General features: G+C 59.6%; 20 protein-coding genes. 10 read left to right on the top strand and 10 right to left on the bottom strand.

Annotated elements, in window-relative coordinates; genetic code table 11:
• Positions 1-7: 7 nt before the first annotated feature.
• On the bottom strand, positions 8-571 hold the full coding sequence (gene petA, locus ACOYQJ_RS10760) for a ubiquinol-cytochrome c reductase iron-sulfur subunit (RefSeq protein WP_422906029.1): 564 nt from the start codon (positions 569-571) through the stop codon (positions 8-10).
• 212 nt (positions 572-783) lie between these two features.
• Between petA and ACOYQJ_RS10755 the strand changes: the two genes are divergently transcribed.
• A complete protein-coding gene (locus ACOYQJ_RS10755) occupies positions 784-1,437 on the top strand; it encodes an outer membrane protein (protein WP_422906028.1) in 654 nt (217 codons plus the stop codon).
• Positions 1,438-1,476: 39 nt separating this feature from the next.
• On the opposite strand, the gene ACOYQJ_RS10750 is transcribed toward ACOYQJ_RS10755, so the two are convergent.
• The 4 genes from ACOYQJ_RS10750 to ACOYQJ_RS10735 all read right to left on the bottom strand — a co-directional run bounded on the left by ACOYQJ_RS10750 (position 1,477) and on the right by ACOYQJ_RS10735 (position 4,631).
• Positions 1,477-2,079, bottom strand: a complete 603-nt coding sequence (locus tag ACOYQJ_RS10750; RefSeq protein WP_422906027.1) for a glutathione S-transferase — start codon at positions 2,077-2,079, stop codon at positions 1,477-1,479.
• A 55-nt stretch (positions 2,080-2,134) separates the two neighbouring features.
• Positions 2,135-3,067 carry a tyrosine recombinase XerC gene (locus ACOYQJ_RS10745; protein ID WP_422906026.1) on the bottom strand — a complete coding sequence of 311 codons (933 nt, stop codon included), beginning with the start codon at positions 3,065-3,067 and terminating at the stop codon, positions 2,135-2,137.
• Between the two features lie 12 nt (positions 3,068-3,079).
• Positions 3,080-3,790: a DUF484 family protein gene (locus ACOYQJ_RS10740; protein WP_422906025.1), complete on the bottom strand. Its 711-nt coding sequence runs from the start codon at positions 3,788-3,790 to the stop codon at positions 3,080-3,082.
• Between the two features lie 148 nt (positions 3,791-3,938).
• A complete protein-coding gene (locus tag ACOYQJ_RS10735; RefSeq protein ID WP_422906024.1) occupies positions 3,939-4,631 on the bottom strand; it encodes a winged helix-turn-helix transcriptional regulator in 693 nt (230 codons plus the stop codon).
• 253 nt (positions 4,632-4,884) lie between these two features.
• Between ACOYQJ_RS10735 and ACOYQJ_RS10730 the strand changes: the two genes are divergently transcribed.
• The gene (locus ACOYQJ_RS10730; protein ID WP_422906023.1) at positions 4,885-5,298 is read left to right on the top strand and encodes a universal stress protein; all 414 of its coding nucleotides are present in this window, start codon (positions 4,885-4,887) and stop codon (positions 5,296-5,298) included.
• Positions 5,299-5,328: 30 nt separating this feature from the next.
• Positions 5,329-5,880: a hemerythrin domain-containing protein gene (locus ACOYQJ_RS10725; RefSeq protein ID WP_422906022.1), complete on the top strand. Its 552-nt coding sequence runs from the start codon at positions 5,329-5,331 to the stop codon at positions 5,878-5,880.
• Here ACOYQJ_RS10725 and ACOYQJ_RS10720 read toward each other — a convergent pair.
• The 3 genes from ACOYQJ_RS10720 to ACOYQJ_RS10710 all read right to left on the bottom strand — a co-directional run bounded on the left by ACOYQJ_RS10720 (position 5,877) and on the right by ACOYQJ_RS10710 (position 7,041).
• Complete coding sequence (locus ACOYQJ_RS10720; protein WP_422906021.1) at positions 5,877-6,263, bottom strand: VOC family protein; 387 nt, start codon at positions 6,261-6,263, stop codon at positions 5,877-5,879. The genes ACOYQJ_RS10725 and ACOYQJ_RS10720 overlap by 4 nt on opposite strands.
• Positions 6,264-6,432: 169 nt before the next feature.
• Complete coding sequence (locus ACOYQJ_RS10715; protein ID WP_422906020.1) at positions 6,433-6,618, bottom strand: PLD nuclease N-terminal domain-containing protein; 186 nt, start codon at positions 6,616-6,618, stop codon at positions 6,433-6,435.
• 87 nt (positions 6,619-6,705) lie between these two features.
• Positions 6,706-7,041, bottom strand: coding sequence for a hypothetical protein (locus ACOYQJ_RS10710; RefSeq protein ID WP_422906019.1), 336 nt, complete (start codon positions 7,039-7,041; stop codon positions 6,706-6,708).
• A gap of 315 nt (positions 7,042-7,356) precedes the next feature.
• On the opposite strand from ACOYQJ_RS10710, the gene ACOYQJ_RS10705 reads away from it, so the two are divergent.
• Entirely contained in the window at positions 7,357-7,569 is a 213-nt protein-coding gene (locus ACOYQJ_RS10705) for a hypothetical protein (protein WP_422906018.1), read from the top strand.
• A gap of 59 nt (positions 7,570-7,628) precedes the next feature.
• Here the strand turns inward: ACOYQJ_RS10705 and ACOYQJ_RS10700 are convergent, their stop codons facing one another.
• Positions 7,629-8,249, bottom strand: coding sequence for a hypothetical protein (locus ACOYQJ_RS10700; RefSeq protein ID WP_422906017.1), 621 nt, complete (start codon positions 8,247-8,249; stop codon positions 7,629-7,631).
• Entirely contained in the window at positions 8,246-10,438 is a 2,193-nt protein-coding gene (gene uvrB / locus ACOYQJ_RS10695; RefSeq protein ID WP_422906016.1) for an excinuclease ABC subunit UvrB, read from the bottom strand. The genes ACOYQJ_RS10700 and uvrB overlap by 4 nt, the downstream gene beginning before the upstream one ends.
• 371 nt (positions 10,439-10,809) lie before the next feature.
• Between uvrB and ACOYQJ_RS10690 the strand changes: the two genes are divergently transcribed.
• The 6 genes from ACOYQJ_RS10690 (at position 10,810) to glgX (ending at position 19,166) form a co-directional block, all read left to right on the top strand.
• The gene (locus ACOYQJ_RS10690; RefSeq protein WP_422906015.1) at positions 10,810-11,250 is read left to right on the top strand and encodes a SpoIIAA family protein; all 441 of its coding nucleotides are present in this window, start codon (positions 10,810-10,812) and stop codon (positions 11,248-11,250) included.
• Positions 11,251-11,526: 276 nt separating this feature from the next.
• On the top strand, positions 11,527-11,838 hold the full coding sequence (locus ACOYQJ_RS10685) for an ETC complex I subunit (protein ID WP_422906014.1): 312 nt from the start codon (positions 11,527-11,529) through the stop codon (positions 11,836-11,838).
• Between the two features lie 304 nt (positions 11,839-12,142).
• Positions 12,143-14,383 (top strand): 1,4-alpha-glucan branching protein GlgB, encoded by a 2,241-nt coding sequence (glgB, locus tag ACOYQJ_RS10680; protein ID WP_422906013.1) that lies wholly within the window; start codon positions 12,143-12,145, stop codon positions 14,381-14,383.
• A 21-nt stretch (positions 14,384-14,404) separates the two neighbouring features.
• Entirely contained in the window at positions 14,405-15,661 is a 1,257-nt protein-coding gene (glgC, locus tag ACOYQJ_RS10675; RefSeq protein WP_422906012.1) for a glucose-1-phosphate adenylyltransferase, read from the top strand.
• The gene (gene glgA, locus ACOYQJ_RS10670; RefSeq protein ID WP_422906011.1) at positions 15,658-17,082 is read left to right on the top strand and encodes a glycogen synthase GlgA; all 1,425 of its coding nucleotides are present in this window, start codon (positions 15,658-15,660) and stop codon (positions 17,080-17,082) included. Before glgC ends, glgA begins: the two co-directional genes overlap by 4 nt.
• 2 nt (positions 17,083-17,084) lie before the next feature.
• Positions 17,085-19,166 carry a glycogen debranching protein GlgX gene (gene glgX, locus ACOYQJ_RS10665; RefSeq protein WP_422906010.1) on the top strand — a complete coding sequence of 694 codons (2,082 nt, stop codon included), beginning with the start codon at positions 17,085-17,087 and terminating at the stop codon, positions 19,164-19,166.
• Positions 19,167-19,186: the final 20 nt, after the last annotated feature.

Genomic DNA, 19,186 nt, shown 5'->3' with positions numbered 1-19,186 from the left:
CGTTTCCTTATCCCAGCAGAATTGTGGTGTCGTCGGCGAATGCCGCCTTCGGCACCGGGAGGTTGCGCGGCGCGGGCCCTTTGCGGATCCGACCGGCGGTGTCGTAGTGCGAGCCGTGGCAGGGGCAGAACCAGCCGTCGTATTCACCAGAGTTGTTGCCCAGTGGCACACAGCCCAAGTGCGTACACACACCCATCATGACCAGCCATTCGCCGGCTTCGTCCAGGGTGCGGTTCTCATCGGTGGCCGGTGCGGCTGCATCGATGTTGGCGTTTTCGGCATTCTGGTCGACCAGATCGGCCAGATTGACCGCGCGGCCTTCCTCGATCTCTTTTTCTGTGCGGCGACGGATGAAGACCGGCTTGCCCAGCCATTTCACCGTAAGCTGCGTGCCGGTATCGACACCGGACACATCAACCCGAATGCTCGAAAGCGCCCGGACGTCGGCCGAGGGGTTCATTTGATTGACAAGCGGCCAGACGGCCGCGCCCGTGGCGACGGCCCCGGCGCCAGCGGTGGCATAGTAGAGAAAGTCTCTACGGGTGCCTGCTTGATCTTCTGCGTGTGACACGAGATTTGCTCCATTGCTTCGGGGCCATTCGTCGGCCGCAATACAACCTGAGACCGTGGGATTCCACAGCCGTTCCGCGGCGGTATTTAGCGGGGCTAACCTGAGGCGTCCAGCACACAAAAGCCTTGCGGGACAATAAGCGCGGATGTGTCGCGGTTGAAACGCGGTTGTGCGGGTGATTAAGGTAGCGCCGAGACATTGAGGGCGCATCGATGCGACAACTGATTCTATCCACCGCTGTGCTTGCAGGCATGGCGGCACCCGCCGCAGCCGAAGTTGAACTGTCCTTCTACACGGGATGGCAGACATTGCCGCACAGCCGCTTGTCGGGGGAACTTCCCAATGGTGGCGGCAGTTACGACGAACTTGTCGGCTGGGACGGCAAGTCGTTTCAAATGCCGCCCTACTATGGCGCGCGTGCAACATGGTGGCGCAGCGAAACGCTGGGCTTTGGTCTTGAGTACACGCACACCAAGGCCTATGCGCCCGACAGCACCAAGAACGCGCTGGGCTTTTCCCGGCTTGAGTTTTCCGATGGCCACAACGTTCTGACCGCAAACGTCTTGCGTCGTTGGCCGGAGCGTTGGGGCGACCTGACCCCTTATGTCGGCGGCGGTCTTGGGATTGCCTTCCCGCACGTGGATGCAACCCACAACAGCGGCTCCCGCACCTATGGCTTTCAGGTCACGGGTCCGGCCATGCGGTTGCTGGCCGGTGTGAGCTATCCGATCAACGACCGGTTTTCGATGTTTGGGGAGTACCAGTTCACCTATTCCTCGAACGAAGGCGAATTTGACGGCGGCGGCACGTTTAACACCGACATCAAGACGAATGCTCTTAATATTGGCATTTCATTGAACTTCTGACGGGGAAGGCGGGGCAAAACCCCGCCCAACCCAAACATGTCACGCAGGATTCGTCGCCCTCATCGAATCGCGCTTGGCAAATTCTGCAAACCACTCTGACAAGCCGTCACGCCCGGTACGCCAGCCGCGCACATCATGGCGCAGGTCCAGATATCCCAGCGCGCAGGCCACGGCGATCTGTCCCATGTCCATCGGCCCTTGAAGATGGCTGAGCCAGCGGGTTTCCAGCGCATCAAGCGCGCGCGCGATTTTCCCCCATTGCCCTTCGATCCACTCCATCGAAACCTTTTCGGCCGGGCGAAATCGCTCTTCGTATACGATCAGCACGGCCGCCTCCATGATGCCATCGGCGGTTGCCTCAAGCGTCAGCGTGTCCCAAAGGCGCGCGTCCGGGTACAGGCCTGTTTCGGCGCGGTCGTCCAGATAGCGACAAATCACCCGGCTGTCATACATCGCCGGACCGTTGGGACGCAGCAGCGCCGGGATCTTACCCATCGGGTTGGCGGCAATCAGCGACGAATCCGGCGCCAGCGGCGTAGTCGAGACGTCGATCAGTTCGACCTCGGACAAAAGGCCGGTTTCATGCAGCGTCACCATGACCTTGCGGACAAAGGGTGAGGCGTCGGATTTCATCAACTTCATGGTGATTCCTTCAGGGAGTATGCTTTGGTTCGCCAGCCTAGCACAAGTTTGTGGCTCACCCAGCCTTGGGATGTGTGGCCTCATAGACCTTCATCAGGTGAACCTGATCCACCGAGGTATAGGCCTGTGTTGTCGAAAGAGACGCGTGGCCCAAAAGTTCCTGGATCGCCCGTAAATCTCCCCCGGCGGCCAGCAAATGCGTGGCAAAGCTGTGTCGCATGGCATGCGGCGTGGCCGTTGCAGGCAGGCCAAGCTGCATGCGGGCCTTTTCCGTCACCTTCTGGATCAGTCGCGGGTTCAAGGCTCCGCCACGTGCGCCGCGAAACAGCGGTTTGTCCGGTTCCATCGGATGCGGACAAAGCGCGATGTAGGTTTCCACCGCCCGTCGGGCGACTGGCAAAACAGGCACAATCCGCTCCTTGCGCCCCTTGCCAAGGATGCGCAGCGTTTCACCCAAGGGCAAATCGCGACCGGTAAGGCCCAAGGCCTCGGAAATGCGCAGCCCGCAGCCGTAGAGCAGGGTGATAACCGCCGAATCGCGTGCGCCGATCCAGCCTTTGGTGGCCTGCAATTCAACGGAATCGATCATCGCGCGGGCGGCATCTTCGGTCAGCGGGCGCGGCAGCTTTTTCTGAAACTTCGGCGCACGGGCAGACAAGACGGCGGTCGGCTCATAGCCTTCGCGTTCGGACAGCCAGCGGTAAAAGCTTTTGACCGCCGAAAGTTTCCGCGCCATGGAGCGCGACGCCGCCCCTTGCCCGCGCAGATGCGCCATCCACGACCGCATGTCCGAAGTCGTCACCCGTGACAGCGGCGCCAAACCCTGCGGTTCGGCGTGATGCGCTGTCAGGAAGGTGATGAAGTCGAGAACATCGACCTGATAGGCCTTGATGGTATTGTCAGATGCAGCCTTTAGTGCCTTGGCAGAGGCAAGCCAGCCTTGCAGGGCGTCGCGTGCCGCCGGGGAAATCTGGAAAGCCGCGGACATCCCGCCGCCGCCTCAGGACAGCCAGCGCCGCATAGCCCGTTCAAAAACACCGCCGAAAAAGGCCAAAAGGTCGGTTCCTTGCTGCGGTGTGAACATATGCGGATCTTCTGAACCCATGACCAGAAGGCCCGGCAGGCGGCCAGGGCCGAAGTCCAGCTTGAGGCACGCCTCAGAGCGCATCCATTCGGCTTTATCGCCGTAAATGCGGGGCTCGCCCTTTTCGATCTGGCGCAGGGTCACGGGACGAAGAGGGGCTTCGCGGCCGTCGGACACATAGGCGCCGACAAAGCCGGGTTCCGCCACCGACAGCACGTCGCCAAGGCGTTTGACCGCAGGCTCCCCCTCGGAATTGGCGGACTCGAGCACAAGACGCACCATGTCGACACGCAGGATCTGCGCCACTTCGCCGGCAAGGTCATGCAGGAAGGGTTCAAACTCGACCGGATCAAGCATGCGCAAAACCGCACGGTGAATTTGATTGGTCCCGGCAAGGTTTTCATATGCCGCGGCAATGACGGAACGATGGGTGTCCTCAAGCCGGTCAAGCCGCGCCTCAAGACGTTCCATCGCGATGCCGCGCAGGTCGATGATGTTGCCGCCCATGGCCCGTTCATTCGCTGCAATCAGCGCGTGCATCAAATCCTTATCGTCGAGGATGATATCGGGTTGGGAAATAATGGTTTCCCGAATCGAATCTTCGATGCGCTGGGTACTGCTGGTCATGGGCGTCTCATGCTGCTCGGGCCGCCCCTTTTTGAGGCGATCATTCCAATTGGTTGACCCTTGTTTGGCCCTGTGCGCCTGTTGGTGTCAAGAAAAAGGGGCGGGCCGGGCAAGAAACCCGGCAAGCGCGGACCCTTGGGCACAGACCTTATGCGGCGATGGCTGCAGCTTCGAAATCGCCAACCACAAAACGAAAGCCCGAGCCGCGCGCGGTTTCGATGTCCACCGCGCCACCCGAGGCCGAAAGCTGCGCGCGCAGGTTGCACATATAAACGTCAAAGACACGCGGATCCGGCTCATTCTCAAGGCCATAGATATGAGTTAGAAGGGTCTCTCGCGTGACAAGGCGGCCGGGGCGCAGGGCGATGAATTCCAGCAATTCATAGATCTTTGGGGTCAGCTTCAGCCGAACGTCGCCCAGATGGGCGCGGCGGTGCATCAGGTCAACACGCAGCGGTCCATATTGCAGTACCGGACGGCCAAGACCATGAGCGCGTCGCGCCACGGCTTGTAGGCGGGCGAGCATTTCTTCGCATGAAATTTGTGAATCAATCACTGTATCTGCTCCGGCCATAAGCCAGGCGGCTTTTTGCTCGGAACTGGCGCCGCGTGCGATCAGGGCAATCGGAGCACATGAGCGGACGTTCCGCAAATTCTCGAGCGTGACACCATCGCGGCCCAGTTGGCTTGCCGCCAGAACGACAAGATCGGCCTGACCAATCTGCATGTAGTGAGTCAGATCCTCGGGGCGGTCCGTCCGCGTCAGAAGGGTGCCATTGGTCACCAGATCCTGCGCCAAAGTCATCATGTCCCAGTTCGATTCTGCGATCAGGTAACGCATCCGCTTGCTCCTTGCTGTTTGAGCCGGGAACCCCCAAGGTCGGACGGCCCGAACAGGGGCCACCCACATGGCAATTCATGACCCTGCCGGATGTCTTCTGACGATCGACGGGATCGAAATGGGCGCGTTCTGTCACCAAAGTCAGGAATATAATTCAAATGTGGTCGAATTGAGGAACGAAAGCGGCATGACCTGCGTCAATGCGCACCCGGTTAGTCTGGAGCACTGTCACTTCAGATAGGAGGACCAGAAGATGTACAAAAACATTCTTGTACCCATCGCCTTTGAGGACGGTGGCGACGAAAAAGCCCGGGCGGCTTTGGAGATTGCGCAGGTTTTGGCAGCGGACGGTGCCAAGATCACCCTTGTCCACGTCATGGAGAAGGTGCCCGGCTACGCGATCAGTTATCTGCCCGCTGACTACTCGTCGCAGGCACGTCAGGCCATCGTCGGCGAACTCAACGATATGGCCTCGGGCATCGACGGCGCGAGTGGTCTTGTCATCGAGGGCCATTCAGGCCGGACGATCCTGGATTGGGCCGATGAGAACGCGGTCGATCTGATCGTCATTTCTTCGCATCGTCCGGGCATGCAGGACCTTCTCTTGGGATCGACGGCAACGCAGGTTGTGCGCCATGCCGCATGTGCTGTGCACGTACTGCGTTGACTTGTTCCGCGCGCCGCGCAACTTGCGGGTATGGATGACACTCTTGATTTGAAGTCCCGCAAGGGACTGCCCGATGCGCTGCGTGCTCTGCTGGAGGATTTCCCGCGGGACGAATGGCAGCAAAATGCCAATTTTGCCGGCCTGGTCGAATTCTGGCTGGACCGGCACATGATGTTCCGGCGGCTGTGCGACATGCTCGGAACCGATGCCGAAGCGGCGGTGGACGGACGGCTGGCGCCGGACCAGTTGAACCCAAGGATTGCGCGTTTTGGCGGGATGCTGGTGCAGCAGTTGCACGGGCACCACCAAATCGAGGATATGCACTACTTTCCGGTGCTCAGCCGCCGCGAAAGCGCTCTGGCGCGCGGCTTCGAGATTCTGGACAAAGATCACCACGCGATGGACGGGTTGCTGGACAGTTTCACACGTTCCGCAAATGGCGTGTTGCAAGGGCAGACCGAGGCGGGTGTCTTTCGAGAGGAGATTTTGTCTTTTGAAAACATGCTTCTACGGCATCTGGAGGACGAAGAAGACCTGATCGTTCCGGTGATTTTGAAACACGGGCCAGACGGGCTGCATTAAAGCCCGGCCATTTCATCCTTGTGGAAATCCACGTGGATGTGGTTGCCGTCTGGGTCTCTGAAATTCACCTGTACGATGGGAAACTCTGGCACGGGGTCGATGCTATGCTCGATCCCGGCCTCGTGCAGTTGGGTGATAAAGGCGGGCATGTCTTTGGCGCTAAAGGCAAAATGCTCTAACGTGCAATTGCCGCCTGCCTGTGTGTCGGTGTTGACTTCTACCAGATGGACATAAGGCTGATCTCCCAGGTAAAGCCAGGCCCCTCCGATCCGGAAAGGAGGGCGCGGCCCCGGGACAAGGCCTAAGATTTCGCCATACCAGTCGATCATGGTTGACAGATTGTTGGTGCGGACGTTGACGTGATCAAATGCGACGAGCGGCATGGTGCGGGCTTTCCTATCGGGATGCTGCGCCCGATGTTAGCGGAAAATCGAGGGGTTACAAAACAAACTGTATGTCTCGAGAGACGGAGCGCGGCCATGCCGGACAAAAGAATACGGGCCCCGTCAGGGGCCCGCCGTCGGCAAAATCAAGATAGCGCCCGAGCGCAGGTCACACTCGCGCCGCGCGCCCACGCGGGCCTGCCACCAGCCAGGCAATAAAGCCGAGAACTGGCAGGATAAGAATGGCGAGCGTCCAGACGATTTTGGACGCTGTCGAGGCGGTTGAGGTCAGAGTCTGGTAAATTGCGTAAAGGTCCGCAATCAGGACCAGAAGTCCGATAAGGCCATATTCCATTAACTGTACTCCCCTTGGGTGCGATGTAGTCTGATACATCAACCCGTTCGGGTGCCAGTGGTTCCCCCAAATCCCGAAGAGCGGCGGTTAACCGCCGCAGGCCTCGGGGATGACACTATGCCAGATCGGGCAAAATTCGTCCCAGAACCACCAGGCGTCGGTGGCGCCGATGGCGTGGTGCGTGGCCACCCAGACATTCCCAGATTTCTGAAGCAAGGCCTGCACGGTCGCACCATCGCCGACGGTGGGGTCAATCTCTTCGCGCCGCGCGGCAGGGGTCTGCGCCATGTCGATCACGCCGCCCCCGGGACGTTGTGCCATGACGCTGGCAAAAGCCACATCGCCGTCAACTCGCAAATCCCAGATCACAAACTCGACTGGGGCGCCGACCGCCCATTCGATATGCGGCCTGATCGCACTCATCAGGTCCTTTCGCGTCTGGGAGCCGCGCTGCGGCTCTTCCCAAGCTTGGACTGCTGTGGCGAGAAGAAGAAGGAAGGGGAGCAAGGCGCGCATTCGGGAGTTCCAGGTTTGGTTCGGAGGAGAGTGCGCCGACGTCCGTGGGTGGTCAATGGCGGTATGTTGGAACGGCGGCCCGGGCGCCGACCTTATCTAGGGCGGGTGATCCGGGGAAGAGGCGAAATCCTGAAAGGATTTCGGGACGCTTTCTTTTGAAGAAAGCGTAACCGGCGGTGGGGTCAGCCAACGGACAGGTGCGCGATTGCAGAAGATGATGAATTGGCCCGCGTTTTCGGCAACGTGATACCCTCGACGATGAATTTCGCGCATGAAACGGTCCATCCCCGCGAAACGCTCGATGTCCCGCGCTTTGCGGCGGATGACAGCGCCCTGTTGGACGGCTTTGGAATTGAACAAGTCGCGCAGCCAAACGTCTGGCGACAGGGGCGAATTACGGTTCTGCATCAAGATACGTTGCAGCGCAGGTACTAAATAGACGGTTAACGACGGTCGGTTGGGGTGGAATCCAGTTGAAATGTTGGCTTTTATGTTCAGTCAGCGACCGCCAATTGCCTGCGAAGACGAGAGGAGTATTTCGAAAGCTGCAGCTCTGAAAAGCGATTGTGTCTGTGGCAGTGTTTTTGCAGAGCGATCTCTTCGATCATGTCAACTGCGTCAGCCACCATGTCCGGAAGTCCAGCCATTTCGATGGACCAACTCCGAGGAACGAAATGCTGAAAGTCGTTTCGCATACTCAGGAGCATTCGAAGGCTCGTTTCTGTGCGCGTTTGCGCGGAAAACCAATCCTCACCGGAATTGAGATCAAGTTCAGGATAGAGGCGCCTTAGGAGTTCCCCGAACGGTGCGATCTTCGAAACGTCCATCACTTCTCCTGCTTGGGTGTAGTCTGGCACTTTGTGGTCTCCGTAGTAGGCTTTCCGGATGCTTTTCTCAGCATCTTTCTTCCATGGCCCGCTTCCATCGGTTTGAGTCAAGGCGCAGACTGCTGCGCCTTGCAATGCATTGTGGAGCCCGATCACGATCCATTTCCATCTTGTCGGCTCTTCGGCGACCAAAAGAAGGTTTTCGTACACCATCTTCAACGATGTCAGCACATCCTCGTATTCGTCAAAATGAACATGGTTGTCCCGATCAACGTTCCCGGCTGTCACCTTTTCCGTCTTTTCACGCCGCCCCTTTGTCCGGGCCTTCCCGCGGTGGACCGCCCTTTGGACTTCACTGCCTCAGCCGAGGCGCGTTCCACCGCTTGTTGCCGGGCCAGCGGGTCGTCGGACACGGCCAGATCGACCGCCTCCAACCGCTTGACCTCGTCCCGAAGCCGGGCGGCTTCTTCGAATTCGAGGTTCTCGGCGGCCTTGCGCATGTCGTTGCGCAGTCCTTCGAGAACCGCCTGAAGGTTGGAGCCCGAGAATTTGTCGTCGATCTTGGCGGTGACTCGGTTCATGTCCACGTCGCCTTTGTAGAGGCCCGCCAGAATGTCCTCGACGTTCTTTTTCACTGTCGCAGGGGTGATGCCGTGTTCCTCGTTGTAGGCGATTTGCTTGGCGCGGCGACGGTCGGTTTCGCCCAAGGCGCGCTCCATCGAGCCGGTGATACGGTCGGCGTACATGATCACGCGTCCCTCGGCGTTGCGGGCGGCGCGGCCGATGGTCTGGATCAGCGAGGTTTCCGATCGCAGGAAGCCCTCTTTATCCGCGTCGAGGATGGCGACCAATCCGCATTCGGGGATGTCGAGGCCTTCGCGCAGCAGGTTGATGCCGATCAGCACGTCGAAGGCACCAAGGCGCAGGTCGCGCAGGATCTCGATACGTTCGATGGTGTCGATATCCGAATGCATGTAGCGCACCTTGATGCCCTGTTCGTGCATGTACTCGGTCAGATCTTCGGCCATGCGCTTGGTCAGCACGGTGCAAAGCGTGCGGAACCCGTCAGCAGCGACCTTGCGGACCTCGTCCAGCAAATCGTCGACCTGCATCTCGACCGGGCGAATCTCGACCATCGGGTCCAGCAGGCCGGTGGGGCGGATGACCTGTTCGGTGAACACGCCGCCGGTCTGCTCTATCTCCCATTTCGCGGGGGTGGCGCTGACAAAGATCGACTGTGGGCGCATGGCATCCCATTCTTCGAACTTCAGCGGGCGGTTGTCCATGCAGGAGGGCAGGCGAAAACCGTGTTCCGCAAGCGTCATCTTGCGGCGGAAGTCGCCCTTGTACATGGCGCCGATCTGCGGGACCGAGACGTGGGATTCATCGGCAAAGACGATGGCATTGTCGGGGATGAATTCGAACAGGGTGGGGGGCGGCTCGCCGGGGGCGCGGCCGGTCAGATAACGCGAATAGTTTTCAATCCCGTTGCAGACGCCAGTTGCTTCAAGCATTTCGAGGTCGAAATTGGTGCGCTGCTCAAGGCGCTGGGCTTCGAGTAGTTTGCCTTCGTTCACCAATTGGTCGAGCCGGGTGCGCAGCTCTTTCTTGATGCCGATCACGGCCTGATTCATAGTCGGGCGCGGCGTGACATAGTGCGAGTTGGCGTAGATGCGGATGCGTTCAAAAGTGTCGGTTTTCTCGCCGGTCAACGGGTCGAATTCAGTGATGCTTTCCAATTCGTCGCCGAAGAAGGCCAGACGCCATGCGCGGTCCTCAAGGTGGGCGGGCCAGACCTCGAGGCTGTCGCCGCGCACCCGGAAACTGCCGCGCTGGAAAGCGGCGTCGTTGCGGCGGTATTGCTGGGCAACCAAATCGGCCATGACAGCGCGCATTTCATAGTCGCTGCCGGTGTGCAGATCGACCGTCATCGCGCCATATGTCTCGACCGAACCGATGCCATAGATACAAGAGACCGATGCGACGATGATCACGTCATCGCGTTCCAGCAGCGCACGGGTGGCCGAGTGGCGCATCCGGTCGATCTGTTCGTTGATCTGGCTTTCTTTCTCGATGTAGGTGTCGGAGCGCGGCACATAGGCCTCGGGCTGGTAGTAGTCGTAGTAGGACACGAAGTATTCCACCGCGTTGTCCGGGAAGAAGCCCTTGAACTCGCCATAAAGCTGGGCGGCCAGCGTCTTGTTCGGGGCCAGGATGATCGCCGGGCGCTGGGTTTCCTCGATCACCTTGGCCATGGTGAAGGTCTTGCCGGTGCCGGTTGCGCCCAGCAGCACCTGATCCCGCTCACCTTCATTGATGCCGCCCGTCAGTTCGGCAATTGCCGTCGGTTGATCCCCGGCAGCGCTGAACTCGGTGTGCATGACAAAGCGTTTGCCGCCCTCCAGCTTGTCCCGCTCGCGCACATCGGGGGCGGGGGCATGCAGGACGGGCATCGATTCGGGGTTGTTGTTGTGCATCGGGCGCCTCCAATCGTTCACAATATGTTCCCTGCTGAGGGGCAGGACAAGGGGGCGAGGGTTCTTGCGACTTTCCGCCATAAACCTGGCGCGTCCCAACTTTCGTTTGCCCCGCAAAAATGACTTCACGCATGTTTACCGACGCGATCCGTCATGGCCTTTTGGCAATTGCGGTCGGGCTTGGCGCTTCTGTCTCGTCTAGCCCGCTGCTTGCTGGCGCTTGCGCTGGGCGAAAGCAAGATCCTGGCCAAATCCAGTTGGAATGCCTTTATCAACCGAACTGAACGCAACGTAACAACGGCCGGACGACTTGAGATGTAATTTCAATTATGAGAGGACCGCAATGGGGATGCATCTTTAGGTAGAGCGACATGTCGAATAAAGGAGGCCCTGACCAATTCGGGGCGGACCCTTGCTGTGGTCTGATCAAAATGATTCGTGGGCGGTTGCCTGGCGGTCGCAGGATTGTTGAATTCCAACCCTATGGACAGCCTGCGATTTCAGACGTGATCGCGGCGCTTCACAGACTTCAGGATGATCCGGGATTCGAATCGACCATGCCAGCGCTTTGGGATTTTCGCGAGATTGATTTCGCCGATTACAGTCCGAGTTCTTGCAGAAACGACGCGTTTTTCCTGAACAGATTTCCCAACCGCAAAGGCATCAAACGGGCCTGCGTTGTTGGTAATGAACTGGGCTACGGGCATCTGCGCATGTTTCAGGAGGTCGTCGGGGGCTTTGGTCTGGATGACATGGACAAGTTCTTCGTCTGCTATTCGCGCGATGAGGCAATTGCCTGGCTTGACGGGTAAAGCGCAACTTTCACCTGCGCAGCGCCTGTTTCAAGGTGTTTGGGCGGGTCGCTTCGCAGCGCGGGCCGGGCCCTGTCAAAATTTCCGCGTTCCCAGCTTTGCGGTCTGTTGGCAAGAGGCGATGCTGGCTCTCAAGGTGGCAGTCGGCCCGGCGCTGATGGGTTCGGAGCGCGTCCGTTTGGTTCTTTGAGCCGACATGTGACAAATCACGCACAAGGGGTGCTTGCCCCTGCGGGACAAATCCCGGATAAACGGGCGAGTTTAAGGAGATGGGTCATGCGCGCACGAATCTATCAGCCGTCCAAAACGGCCATGTCGTCCGGTCAGGGCAAAACCAAGGTCTGGTTGCTGGAATTCGCGCCCGCCAGTGCGCGTGAGGTTGACCCGCTGATGGGATGGACCTCGTCCAGCGATACGCAGTCTCAGGTCCGTCTACGCTTTGACACTAAGGAAGCCGCGCTTGCCTATGCCAAGGAGCACGGCATCGAAGCGCAAGTCTTTGAGCCCAACAAGCGCCGCCCCAATGTGCGCCCCCGCGGGTATGCCGAAAACTTTGCGGTGGATCGCAAGGGCGCTTGGACGCACTAAGCGCCACAGCCCTCGGTCCCCTCGACCGCCAGCCCCGATGATCAAGCCCCTGCGCGTTGCGTTGGGGCTTTTGTTTTGCGGCGTCCCAGCGCGCCAGGGACCTGTGTTCGTGGCTCTTATATGTGGCATTTTGCAGTCCTCTGTGTTCCCATGCGCTTATCGGCTTTGTCCCTTTGGTGTCACACGCCGCAAGGAAAGCTGTGACTTGGCTTGAGATTACTGCTATCTGGAGAGTAATTGATAGCGCTAACAGTCAAGGCTTAGGCCGAAACAACAAAGCCTGGCGTCAGAGGAGAGATGTGAAATGGCGAAAAGTCGACCCGAGACACCCGGCAAATCCGGCGGCGCTGCGAAATCCTCTGGCGAATTCCCGGACTTCCTGACCCAAAGCGATGTCGAGGCGCTGAATGCAGGGCGCCACGCGGCGCCCTTTGATGTGCTGGGGCCGCACAAAAGCGGCACCCGCCGCTGGATCGCCACCTTTCAGCCCGGCGCGGTCGAGGTTGTTGCCTGCGTCGATGGCAAGGAAACCGCCTTGCCGCGCCTTTCGGGGGACGTTTTTGCCGGTCCGGTGCCGGGCAAGGCCTACACGCTGACGATGCGTTATGCCGACGGCGCTGACTATTCGACGCCCGACCCCTATGGCTTTGGACCCGTCCTGTCGGATTTCGATCAATATCTGATGGGCGAAGGCACGCACCGCGAGTTGTGGCGCGCCCTCGGCGCCCATGTGCGCGAACATGAAGGCGTGCAGGGCACCCATTTCGCAGTCTGGGCACCGAACGCGCAGCGGGTTTCGGTCGTGGGCGATTTCAATATGTGGGATGGTCGCCGCCATCCGATGCGCCGCGTCGGTGCGACCGGATCGTGGGAGGTTTTCCTGCCCGGTGTCGGCGAAGGTGCGCTTTACAAATACGAGATTCTTGGTGCGGACGGCGGGCTGCGACTCAAGGCTGATCCGGTTGGCTTTGGCTCGCAACATCCGCCCGAAAAGGCGTCGATTGTGCGGGATATTTCTGGCTTTGGCTGGAAGGACACCAATTGGATGAAGGCGCGGGCCGACCGTGCTGACCGCAAGGCGGCGATTTCCATCTACGAGGTACATCTGGGATCTTGGCGCCGCCGCTGGGACGAAGAGGGCAGGCCGCTGTCTTACAAGGAACTTGCCAAGGATCTGGTCAGTTACGTCAAACATATGGGCTTTACCCATATCGAACTGTTGCCGGTGTCTGAGTTTCCCTTTGACGGATCCTGGGGCTATCAACCCGTGGGCCTGTTTGCCCCGACCATTCGCTTCGGCCCCCCGCATGAATTCCGCGATTTCGTCGAGGCCGCGCACGAAGCCGATATCGGCGTGTTGCTCGATTGGGTGCCGGGGCATTTCCCGACCGACGACCACGGCCTTGCGCAATTCGATGGCACGGCGCTTTACGAACATGCGGACCCGCGCGAGGGGTTCCATCAGGACTGGAACACCCTGATCTACAATTATGGCCGGACCGAGGTGAAAAACTATCTTGTGTCCAATGCGTTGTACTGGATGGAGGAATATCATCTGGACGGGCTGCGCGTCGATGCTGTTGCCTCGATGCTGTACCGCGATTATTCGCGGGCCGAGGGGCAGTGGATTCCCAACAAGGACGGCGGCCGCGAGAATTATGAGGCCATCGACTTCCTCAAGGAAATGAACATCGCCGTCTATGGCGCGCATCCTGACGCGATGACCGTGGCAGAGGAAAGCACGTCCTTTCCCGGCGTCTCGCAGCCTGCGCATACTGGGGGGCTGGGCTTTGGCTATAAGTGGAACATGGGGTGGATGAACGACACGCTCAGCTATATCGAGCGCGATCCCATCCATCGCAAGTATCACCAAGGCGACATGACCTTTGGCATCCACTACGCCTTTTCCGAGAATTTCATCCTGCCGATCAGCCATGACGAAGTGGTGCATGGCAAAGGCTCGATGCTGGCAAAGATGCCCGGGAACGAGGCCGAGAAGTTCGCCAACCTGCGCGCCTATTACGGGTTCATGTGGACCCATCCGGGCAAAAAGCTGCTGTTCATGGGCTGCGAGTTCGCCCAGCCCGAGGAATGGAACCACGCAGGTGAGCTGAACTGGCACGCCGCCGGGCAGCCTGCCCATGCGGGCGTGCAAAACCTGGTGCGCGATCTGAACTATCTTTACCGCGACACACCCGCGCTGCACGTCAAGGATTGCCTGCCCGACGGCTTTGCCTGGCTGAACGGCGACGCTGACCAATCGACGCTGGGGTTCATCCGCTACGGTGAAAAGGGCGACGCGCCGGTGGTGGTGATGTGCAACTTTACCCCGGTCCTGCGCGAAGGATTCCGCATTGGCGTGCCCGAGATGGGGCACTGGGAAGAAGTGCTCAACACGGATTCAGAACTTTATGGCGGCGGCAACCGGGGCAACCTTGGTGGGCTGACCGCCGAAAAGATCGCTTGCGATGGGCAAGAGGCGTCGGTTCAGATGACTTTGGCGCCCTTGGCCACAGTGGTTCTGCGGCTACGTAAAGATACATAATTCAAGGGAGGAGGGGAGCTTATGGAAACCAAAAGACTTACTCAGAGGTCGATGGTCTTTGTTCTGGCCGGGGGGCGCGGTAGCCGCCTGAAAGAGCTGACGGATCGGCGGGTGAAACCCGCGGTCTATTTCGGTGGCAAGACCCGGATCATCGATTTTGCTTTGTCGAACGCGATGAACTCGGGCATTCGGCGCATGGCGGTTGCGACGCAATATAAGGCGCATAGCCTGATCCGGCACATGCAACGCGGCTGGAACTTTTTTCGGGCCGAGCGGAACGAATTTCTTGATATCCTGCCTGCATCGCAGCGTTCGGGGAATGAGAACTGGTATATGGGCACCGCCGACGCGGTGACGCAGAACATCGACATCGTGGACAGCTACGGCGTTGATTACGTTATCATTCTGGCGGGTGATCACATCTACAAGATGGATTACGAACTGATGCTGCGCCAGCATGTGGAAACCAGCGCGGATGTGACCATCGGCTGCCTGACCGTGCCGCGCATGGAAGCGACGGCCTTTGGCGTCATGGCCACTGACGACACCGGGCGCATCACCTCGTTCCTTGAAAAGCCCGCCGATCCGCCTGCGACGCCCGAAGATCCGACAAAGGCACTGGCCTCTATGGGGATCTACGTCTTCAAGTGGGATTTCCTGCGGGACCTGCTGACCAAAGACGCCGAGGACACCAATTCGAGCCATGACTTCGGCAATGATTTGATCCCCGAGATCGTCGCCAAGGGCAAAGCGGTGGCACACCGTTTTGACGAAAGCTGTGTGCGGGCCGAGGGCGCGCCGGCCTATTGGAAAGACGTCGGCACGGTCGACGCCTTTTGGGAAAGCAACATCGACCTGACCGACTTTACGCCGGAACTGGACCTTTGGGACAAAAGCTGGCCGATTTGGACCTATTCCGAAAGCACGCCGCCGGCGAAATTCATCCACGACGAACGCGACAGACGCGGCATGGCGATCTCGTCCATGGTGTCTGGCGGCTGCATCATTTCGGGGACCGAAGTTCGCAATTCGGTGCTTTTTACGAACGTGCATACCAATTCTTATGCAGTTCTGGACCATGCAGTGGTCTTGCCGCGGGTTGTGGTCAACCGGTCCGCGCGATTGCGGCAGGTGGTCATTGACAGCGGTGTGATCATCCCCGAAGGCCTTGTTGTCGGCGAGGATCCGGTCGAAGACGCAAAGTGGTTCCGCGTCACCGAGCGCGGCACCACGCTGATCACGCAATCCATGCTGGACCGGAGAGCCAATAGCCTATGACCCGTATCCTTTCCGTCGCTTCCGAATGTGCGCCCCTGGTCAAGACCGGGGGCCTCGCGGATGTGGTGGGCGCCTTGCCTGCCGCGCTCGCCGCGCTTGGGGACGAGATGAAAACACTTGTCCCGGGCTATCCGGGCGTGATGGGAAAACTGCAGGACACCAAAGAGGTCGCGCAATTCGACGATCTTTTTGGCGGCCCTGCGCGTGTGCTTGCGGCGATGGCGGCGGGGCTGGACCTGCTGGTGATCGACGCGCCGCATTTGTTTGAGCGGGCAGGCGGCCCTTATCTGGATGGCAATGGCCATGACTGGGCCGACAACCCGGAACGCTTTGCCGCGCTGTCTTATGTCGCGGCCCATATCGCGGCGCAGGGCGCGGGTGGCTGGACACCCGAAGTGGTCCATGGTCACGACTGGCAGGCGGGCTTTGTGCCCGAATACCTGCACGCGCTGGGCGCGGCGGTGCCATTTGTCTTTACCATTCACAACATCGCTTTTCACGGCAACACAGACGCTGGGCGGATGGCTGCGCTGCGTCTGGATTCCTGGCGCTTTACGCCGGACCATTTTGAATTCTGGGGGCAGATTTCCGCGCTCAAGGCGGGGTTGATGGGCGCCGCGCGGATCACCACCGTATCACAAACCTACGCCCAAGAGCTTTTGACCCCCGAATTCGGCATCGGCATGGACGGCGTTCTGCGTGACCGTCAGGCGGTTTTGACCGGGATCGTCAACGGCATCGACACGGATGTGTGGAACCCGGAAACCGATCCCAACATCACGCCCTACAAGACGCCGAAAGGCAAGGTCGCGAACACCGAAGCGCTGCGCGCCGAATTCGGGTTGGAGCCGTCGGACGGCCCCCTGTGCGTGCTGGTTTCGCGATTGACCGAGCAAAAGGGCATCGACCTGCTGATCAAGGCTTTGCCCGCGCTGCTGGACCGCGGGGGACAACTGGCGCTGCTTGGCTCGGGTGATCCCGCGCTTGAGGCGGAAGTTCAGGAGCTGGCAGCGGCGAACGCAGGTGTCGGCGTAAAGCTTGGCTATGACGAAAGCTTGTCGCACCGGATCATTGCGGGCGGTGACGCGATCCTTGTCCCGTCGCGCTTCGAGCCATGCGGGCTGACGCAACTATACGGACTGCGCTATGGCACCGTGCCACTTGTTTCGCTGACCGGGGGCTTGGCGGACACCGTGATCAATGCCTCTCCGGCGGCACTGGCGCGCGGGGTGGCGACCGGCGTGCAGTTCTATCCGATCACGGCTGAGGCGCTTGCCAATGCCTTTTCGCGGCTTTGCGATCTTTATGACGCGCCCAAGACATGGGCCAGCCTGCAACGCAACGCCATGAAGCAACCCGTCGGCTGGGAAACGTCGGCCCAAAGCTATCACACACTTTATTCTGATCTGCTGGCAGGCTGACCATGGCGGGCAATTTTCTGATCCAGGCCGGGCATCCCTTTCCGCTGGGCGCGACTTTTGATGGGGATGGCGTCAATTTCGCTGTGTTTTCACAGCACGCCACGCAGGTCGCCCTTTGCCTGTTCAACGAAAAAGGGGTCGAAACGCAGGTCGTGCGGCTGCCAGAACGCACCGGCCACGTCTGGCACGGCTATATTCCCGGCATGCGCCCCGGCCAGCAATATGGCTATCGCATGCACGGGCCATACAAGCCGGAAGAAGGGCATCGCTTCAATCCATTCAAACTTCTGATCGATCCCTATGCCAAGCGCCTGACCGGCCATCCCATCTGGAACGACGCGCTGTTCAGCTATACCGTGGGTGATCCGCTGTTGGATCTCAGTTTTGACAAACGCGACAGCGCCCCCTTCATGCCGCGCTCGGTCGTGGTGGACCCGGCCTTTACCTGGGGCAGCAAACCTGCGCCGCACTATCCGATGACCGAGACCGTGATCTACGAGGCGCATGTCAAAGGCCTGACCGCCGGACGCAAGGATATCGAGCACCCCGGCACCTATCTGGCCATGGCCTCGGACCCGATCCTTGAGCATCTCAACAAACTGGGTGTCACAGCGATTGAACTGCTGCCGGTACAGGCCTTTGTCGATGACCAGTTTCTGGTGGATAAGGGGCTGAAAAATTACTGGGGCTATATGACCTACGGCTTTTTCGCGCCCGATCCGCGCTATATGCAGGGCTGCGAGATTGCCGAGTTCCAGCAGATGGTCGCGCGCTTTCACACTGCCGGGATCGAGGTCATTCTCGACGTGGTCTACAATCACACCGCAGAGGGCGGCGAGACCGGGCCGACGCTGGCCTTTCGCGGGCTGGACAATGCCAGCTACTACCGTCTGGCGGAAAATCCGCGGTATTACATCAACGATACCGGCTGCGGCAATACGCTGGATTTTGACAATCCGTTTACGCTGCGCCTTGTCATGGATTCGCTGCGCTATTGGGTTGAGGTCATGCATGTGGATGGCTTCCGTTTTGACCTCTGTTCGACCCTTGGGCGCACCAACGGAGAGTTTGACCGCGATGGCCCGTTCCTGCGCGCCGTTCGACAGGATCCGATCCTGAACCGTGTCAAACTGATTGCCGAACCTTGGGATGTCGGGCATGGCGGCTATCAGTTGGGCGCCTATCCTGCGCCTTTTGCGGAATGGAACGACAAGTACCGCGATGACACGCGGCGGTTCTGGCGTGGCGACACGGGTATGGTGTCGGGCATGGCGGCGCGGCTGTCCGGGTCGGCGCAGTTCTTTGACCATGACGGGCGCGCGGCGACCTCTTCGGTGAACTTCATCACCGCTCATGACGGCTTTACGCTGATGGATACAGTCAGTTATTCGAGAAAGCACAACGAGGCGAATGGCGAGGGCAACCGTGATGGCCACTCGCATGATTTTTCGGACAATTTCGGGGTTGAGGGGGCCACCAGCGATCCCGCGATCAACAAGGCACGCACCCGGCGGCGGCGCAATCTGGTTGCGACGATGATGTTTTCCCAAGGCACGCCGATGTTGCTGGCGGGTGATGAATTGGGAAACAGCCAGAAGGGTAACAACAACGCCTATTGTCAGGACAACGCATTGGGCTGGGTCGACTGGGCGGGGGCAGACAAGGGGTTTGCCGAATTCTGTCAAAAGGCGATCGCCTTTCGCAAGGCGCATCCCATTCTGCATCAACGGCGGTTCTTGCATTCACGCTCGCGGTTGGTGGACGGCGAGACTGACCTGTTCTGGCGCCGCGACGACGGTGTGGCGATGACGCAGGACGACTGGGACGATCCCGATCTGAAGCTGATCGTGGCCGAGTTGCGCATGGCCTCGGGCACACCGGAATATGTTCAGCGCGAAGGGGCCTTGCTTGTGGTGCTCAACTCTGGCGACTCGGTCAAGATCACTTTGCCCGAAACGCCCGGCACCAAGACGTGGGTTCGTCGTTTCGACACCGCAGAAGAGGCGGCAGTTGGCCGGTTTACCGGTACGACGATCGCCGACAGTTCGATTGTGGTTTTCGTTCTGGAAGACGCGAAGGGATAGTTTTTCAATCCACCCTTGCG

Origin of the sequence: Pacificoceanicola algae, from assembly GCF_049341065.1 — a bacterium.
Taxonomy (GTDB): Bacteria; Pseudomonadota; Alphaproteobacteria; order Rhodobacterales; family Rhodobacteraceae; genus Pacificoceanicola.
The sequence above is the reverse complement of the archived record's forward strand: the minus strand, read 5'-3'. Positions and strand labels throughout refer to the sequence as shown.

Excerpts from the sequence above, each read along its gene's own strand:
- ACOYQJ_RS10755 (WP_422906028.1), top strand. The coding sequence starts at position 784 with ATGCGACAACTGATTCTATCCACCGCTGTGCTTGCAGGCATGGCGGCA.
- ACOYQJ_RS10750 (WP_422906027.1), bottom strand. The coding sequence starts at position 2,079 with ATGAAGTTGATGAAATCCGACGCCTCACCCTTTGTCCGCAAGGTCATG.
- ACOYQJ_RS10745 (WP_422906026.1), bottom strand. The coding sequence starts at position 3,067 with ATGTCCGCGGCTTTCCAGATTTCCCCGGCGGCACGCGACGCCCTGCAA.
- ACOYQJ_RS10740 (WP_422906025.1), bottom strand. The coding sequence starts at position 3,790 with ATGACCAGCAGTACCCAGCGCATCGAAGATTCGATTCGGGAAACCATT.
- ACOYQJ_RS10735 (WP_422906024.1), bottom strand. The coding sequence starts at position 4,631 with ATGCGTTACCTGATCGCAGAATCGAACTGGGACATGATGACTTTGGCG.
- ACOYQJ_RS10730 (WP_422906023.1), top strand. The coding sequence starts at position 4,885 with ATGTACAAAAACATTCTTGTACCCATCGCCTTTGAGGACGGTGGCGAC.
- ACOYQJ_RS10725 (WP_422906022.1), top strand. The coding sequence starts at position 5,329 with ATGGATGACACTCTTGATTTGAAGTCCCGCAAGGGACTGCCCGATGCG.
- ACOYQJ_RS10720 (WP_422906021.1), bottom strand. The coding sequence starts at position 6,263 with ATGCCGCTCGTCGCATTTGATCACGTCAACGTCCGCACCAACAATCTG.
- ACOYQJ_RS10715 (WP_422906020.1), bottom strand. The coding sequence starts at position 6,618 with ATGGAATATGGCCTTATCGGACTTCTGGTCCTGATTGCGGACCTTTAC.
- ACOYQJ_RS10710 (WP_422906019.1), bottom strand. The coding sequence starts at position 7,041 with ATGAGTGCGATCAGGCCGCATATCGAATGGGCGGTCGGCGCCCCAGTC.
- uvrB (WP_422906016.1), bottom strand. The coding sequence starts at position 10,438 with ATGCACAACAACAACCCCGAATCGATGCCCGTCCTGCATGCCCCCGCC.
- ACOYQJ_RS10690 (WP_422906015.1), top strand. The coding sequence starts at position 10,810 with ATGTCGAATAAAGGAGGCCCTGACCAATTCGGGGCGGACCCTTGCTGT.
- ACOYQJ_RS10685 (WP_422906014.1), top strand. The coding sequence starts at position 11,527 with ATGCGCGCACGAATCTATCAGCCGTCCAAAACGGCCATGTCGTCCGGT.
- glgB (WP_422906013.1), top strand. The coding sequence starts at position 12,143 with ATGGCGAAAAGTCGACCCGAGACACCCGGCAAATCCGGCGGCGCTGCG.
- glgC (WP_422906012.1), top strand. The coding sequence starts at position 14,405 with ATGGAAACCAAAAGACTTACTCAGAGGTCGATGGTCTTTGTTCTGGCC.
- glgA (WP_422906011.1), top strand. The coding sequence starts at position 15,658 with ATGACCCGTATCCTTTCCGTCGCTTCCGAATGTGCGCCCCTGGTCAAG.
- glgX (WP_422906010.1), top strand. The coding sequence starts at position 17,085 with ATGGCGGGCAATTTTCTGATCCAGGCCGGGCATCCCTTTCCGCTGGGC.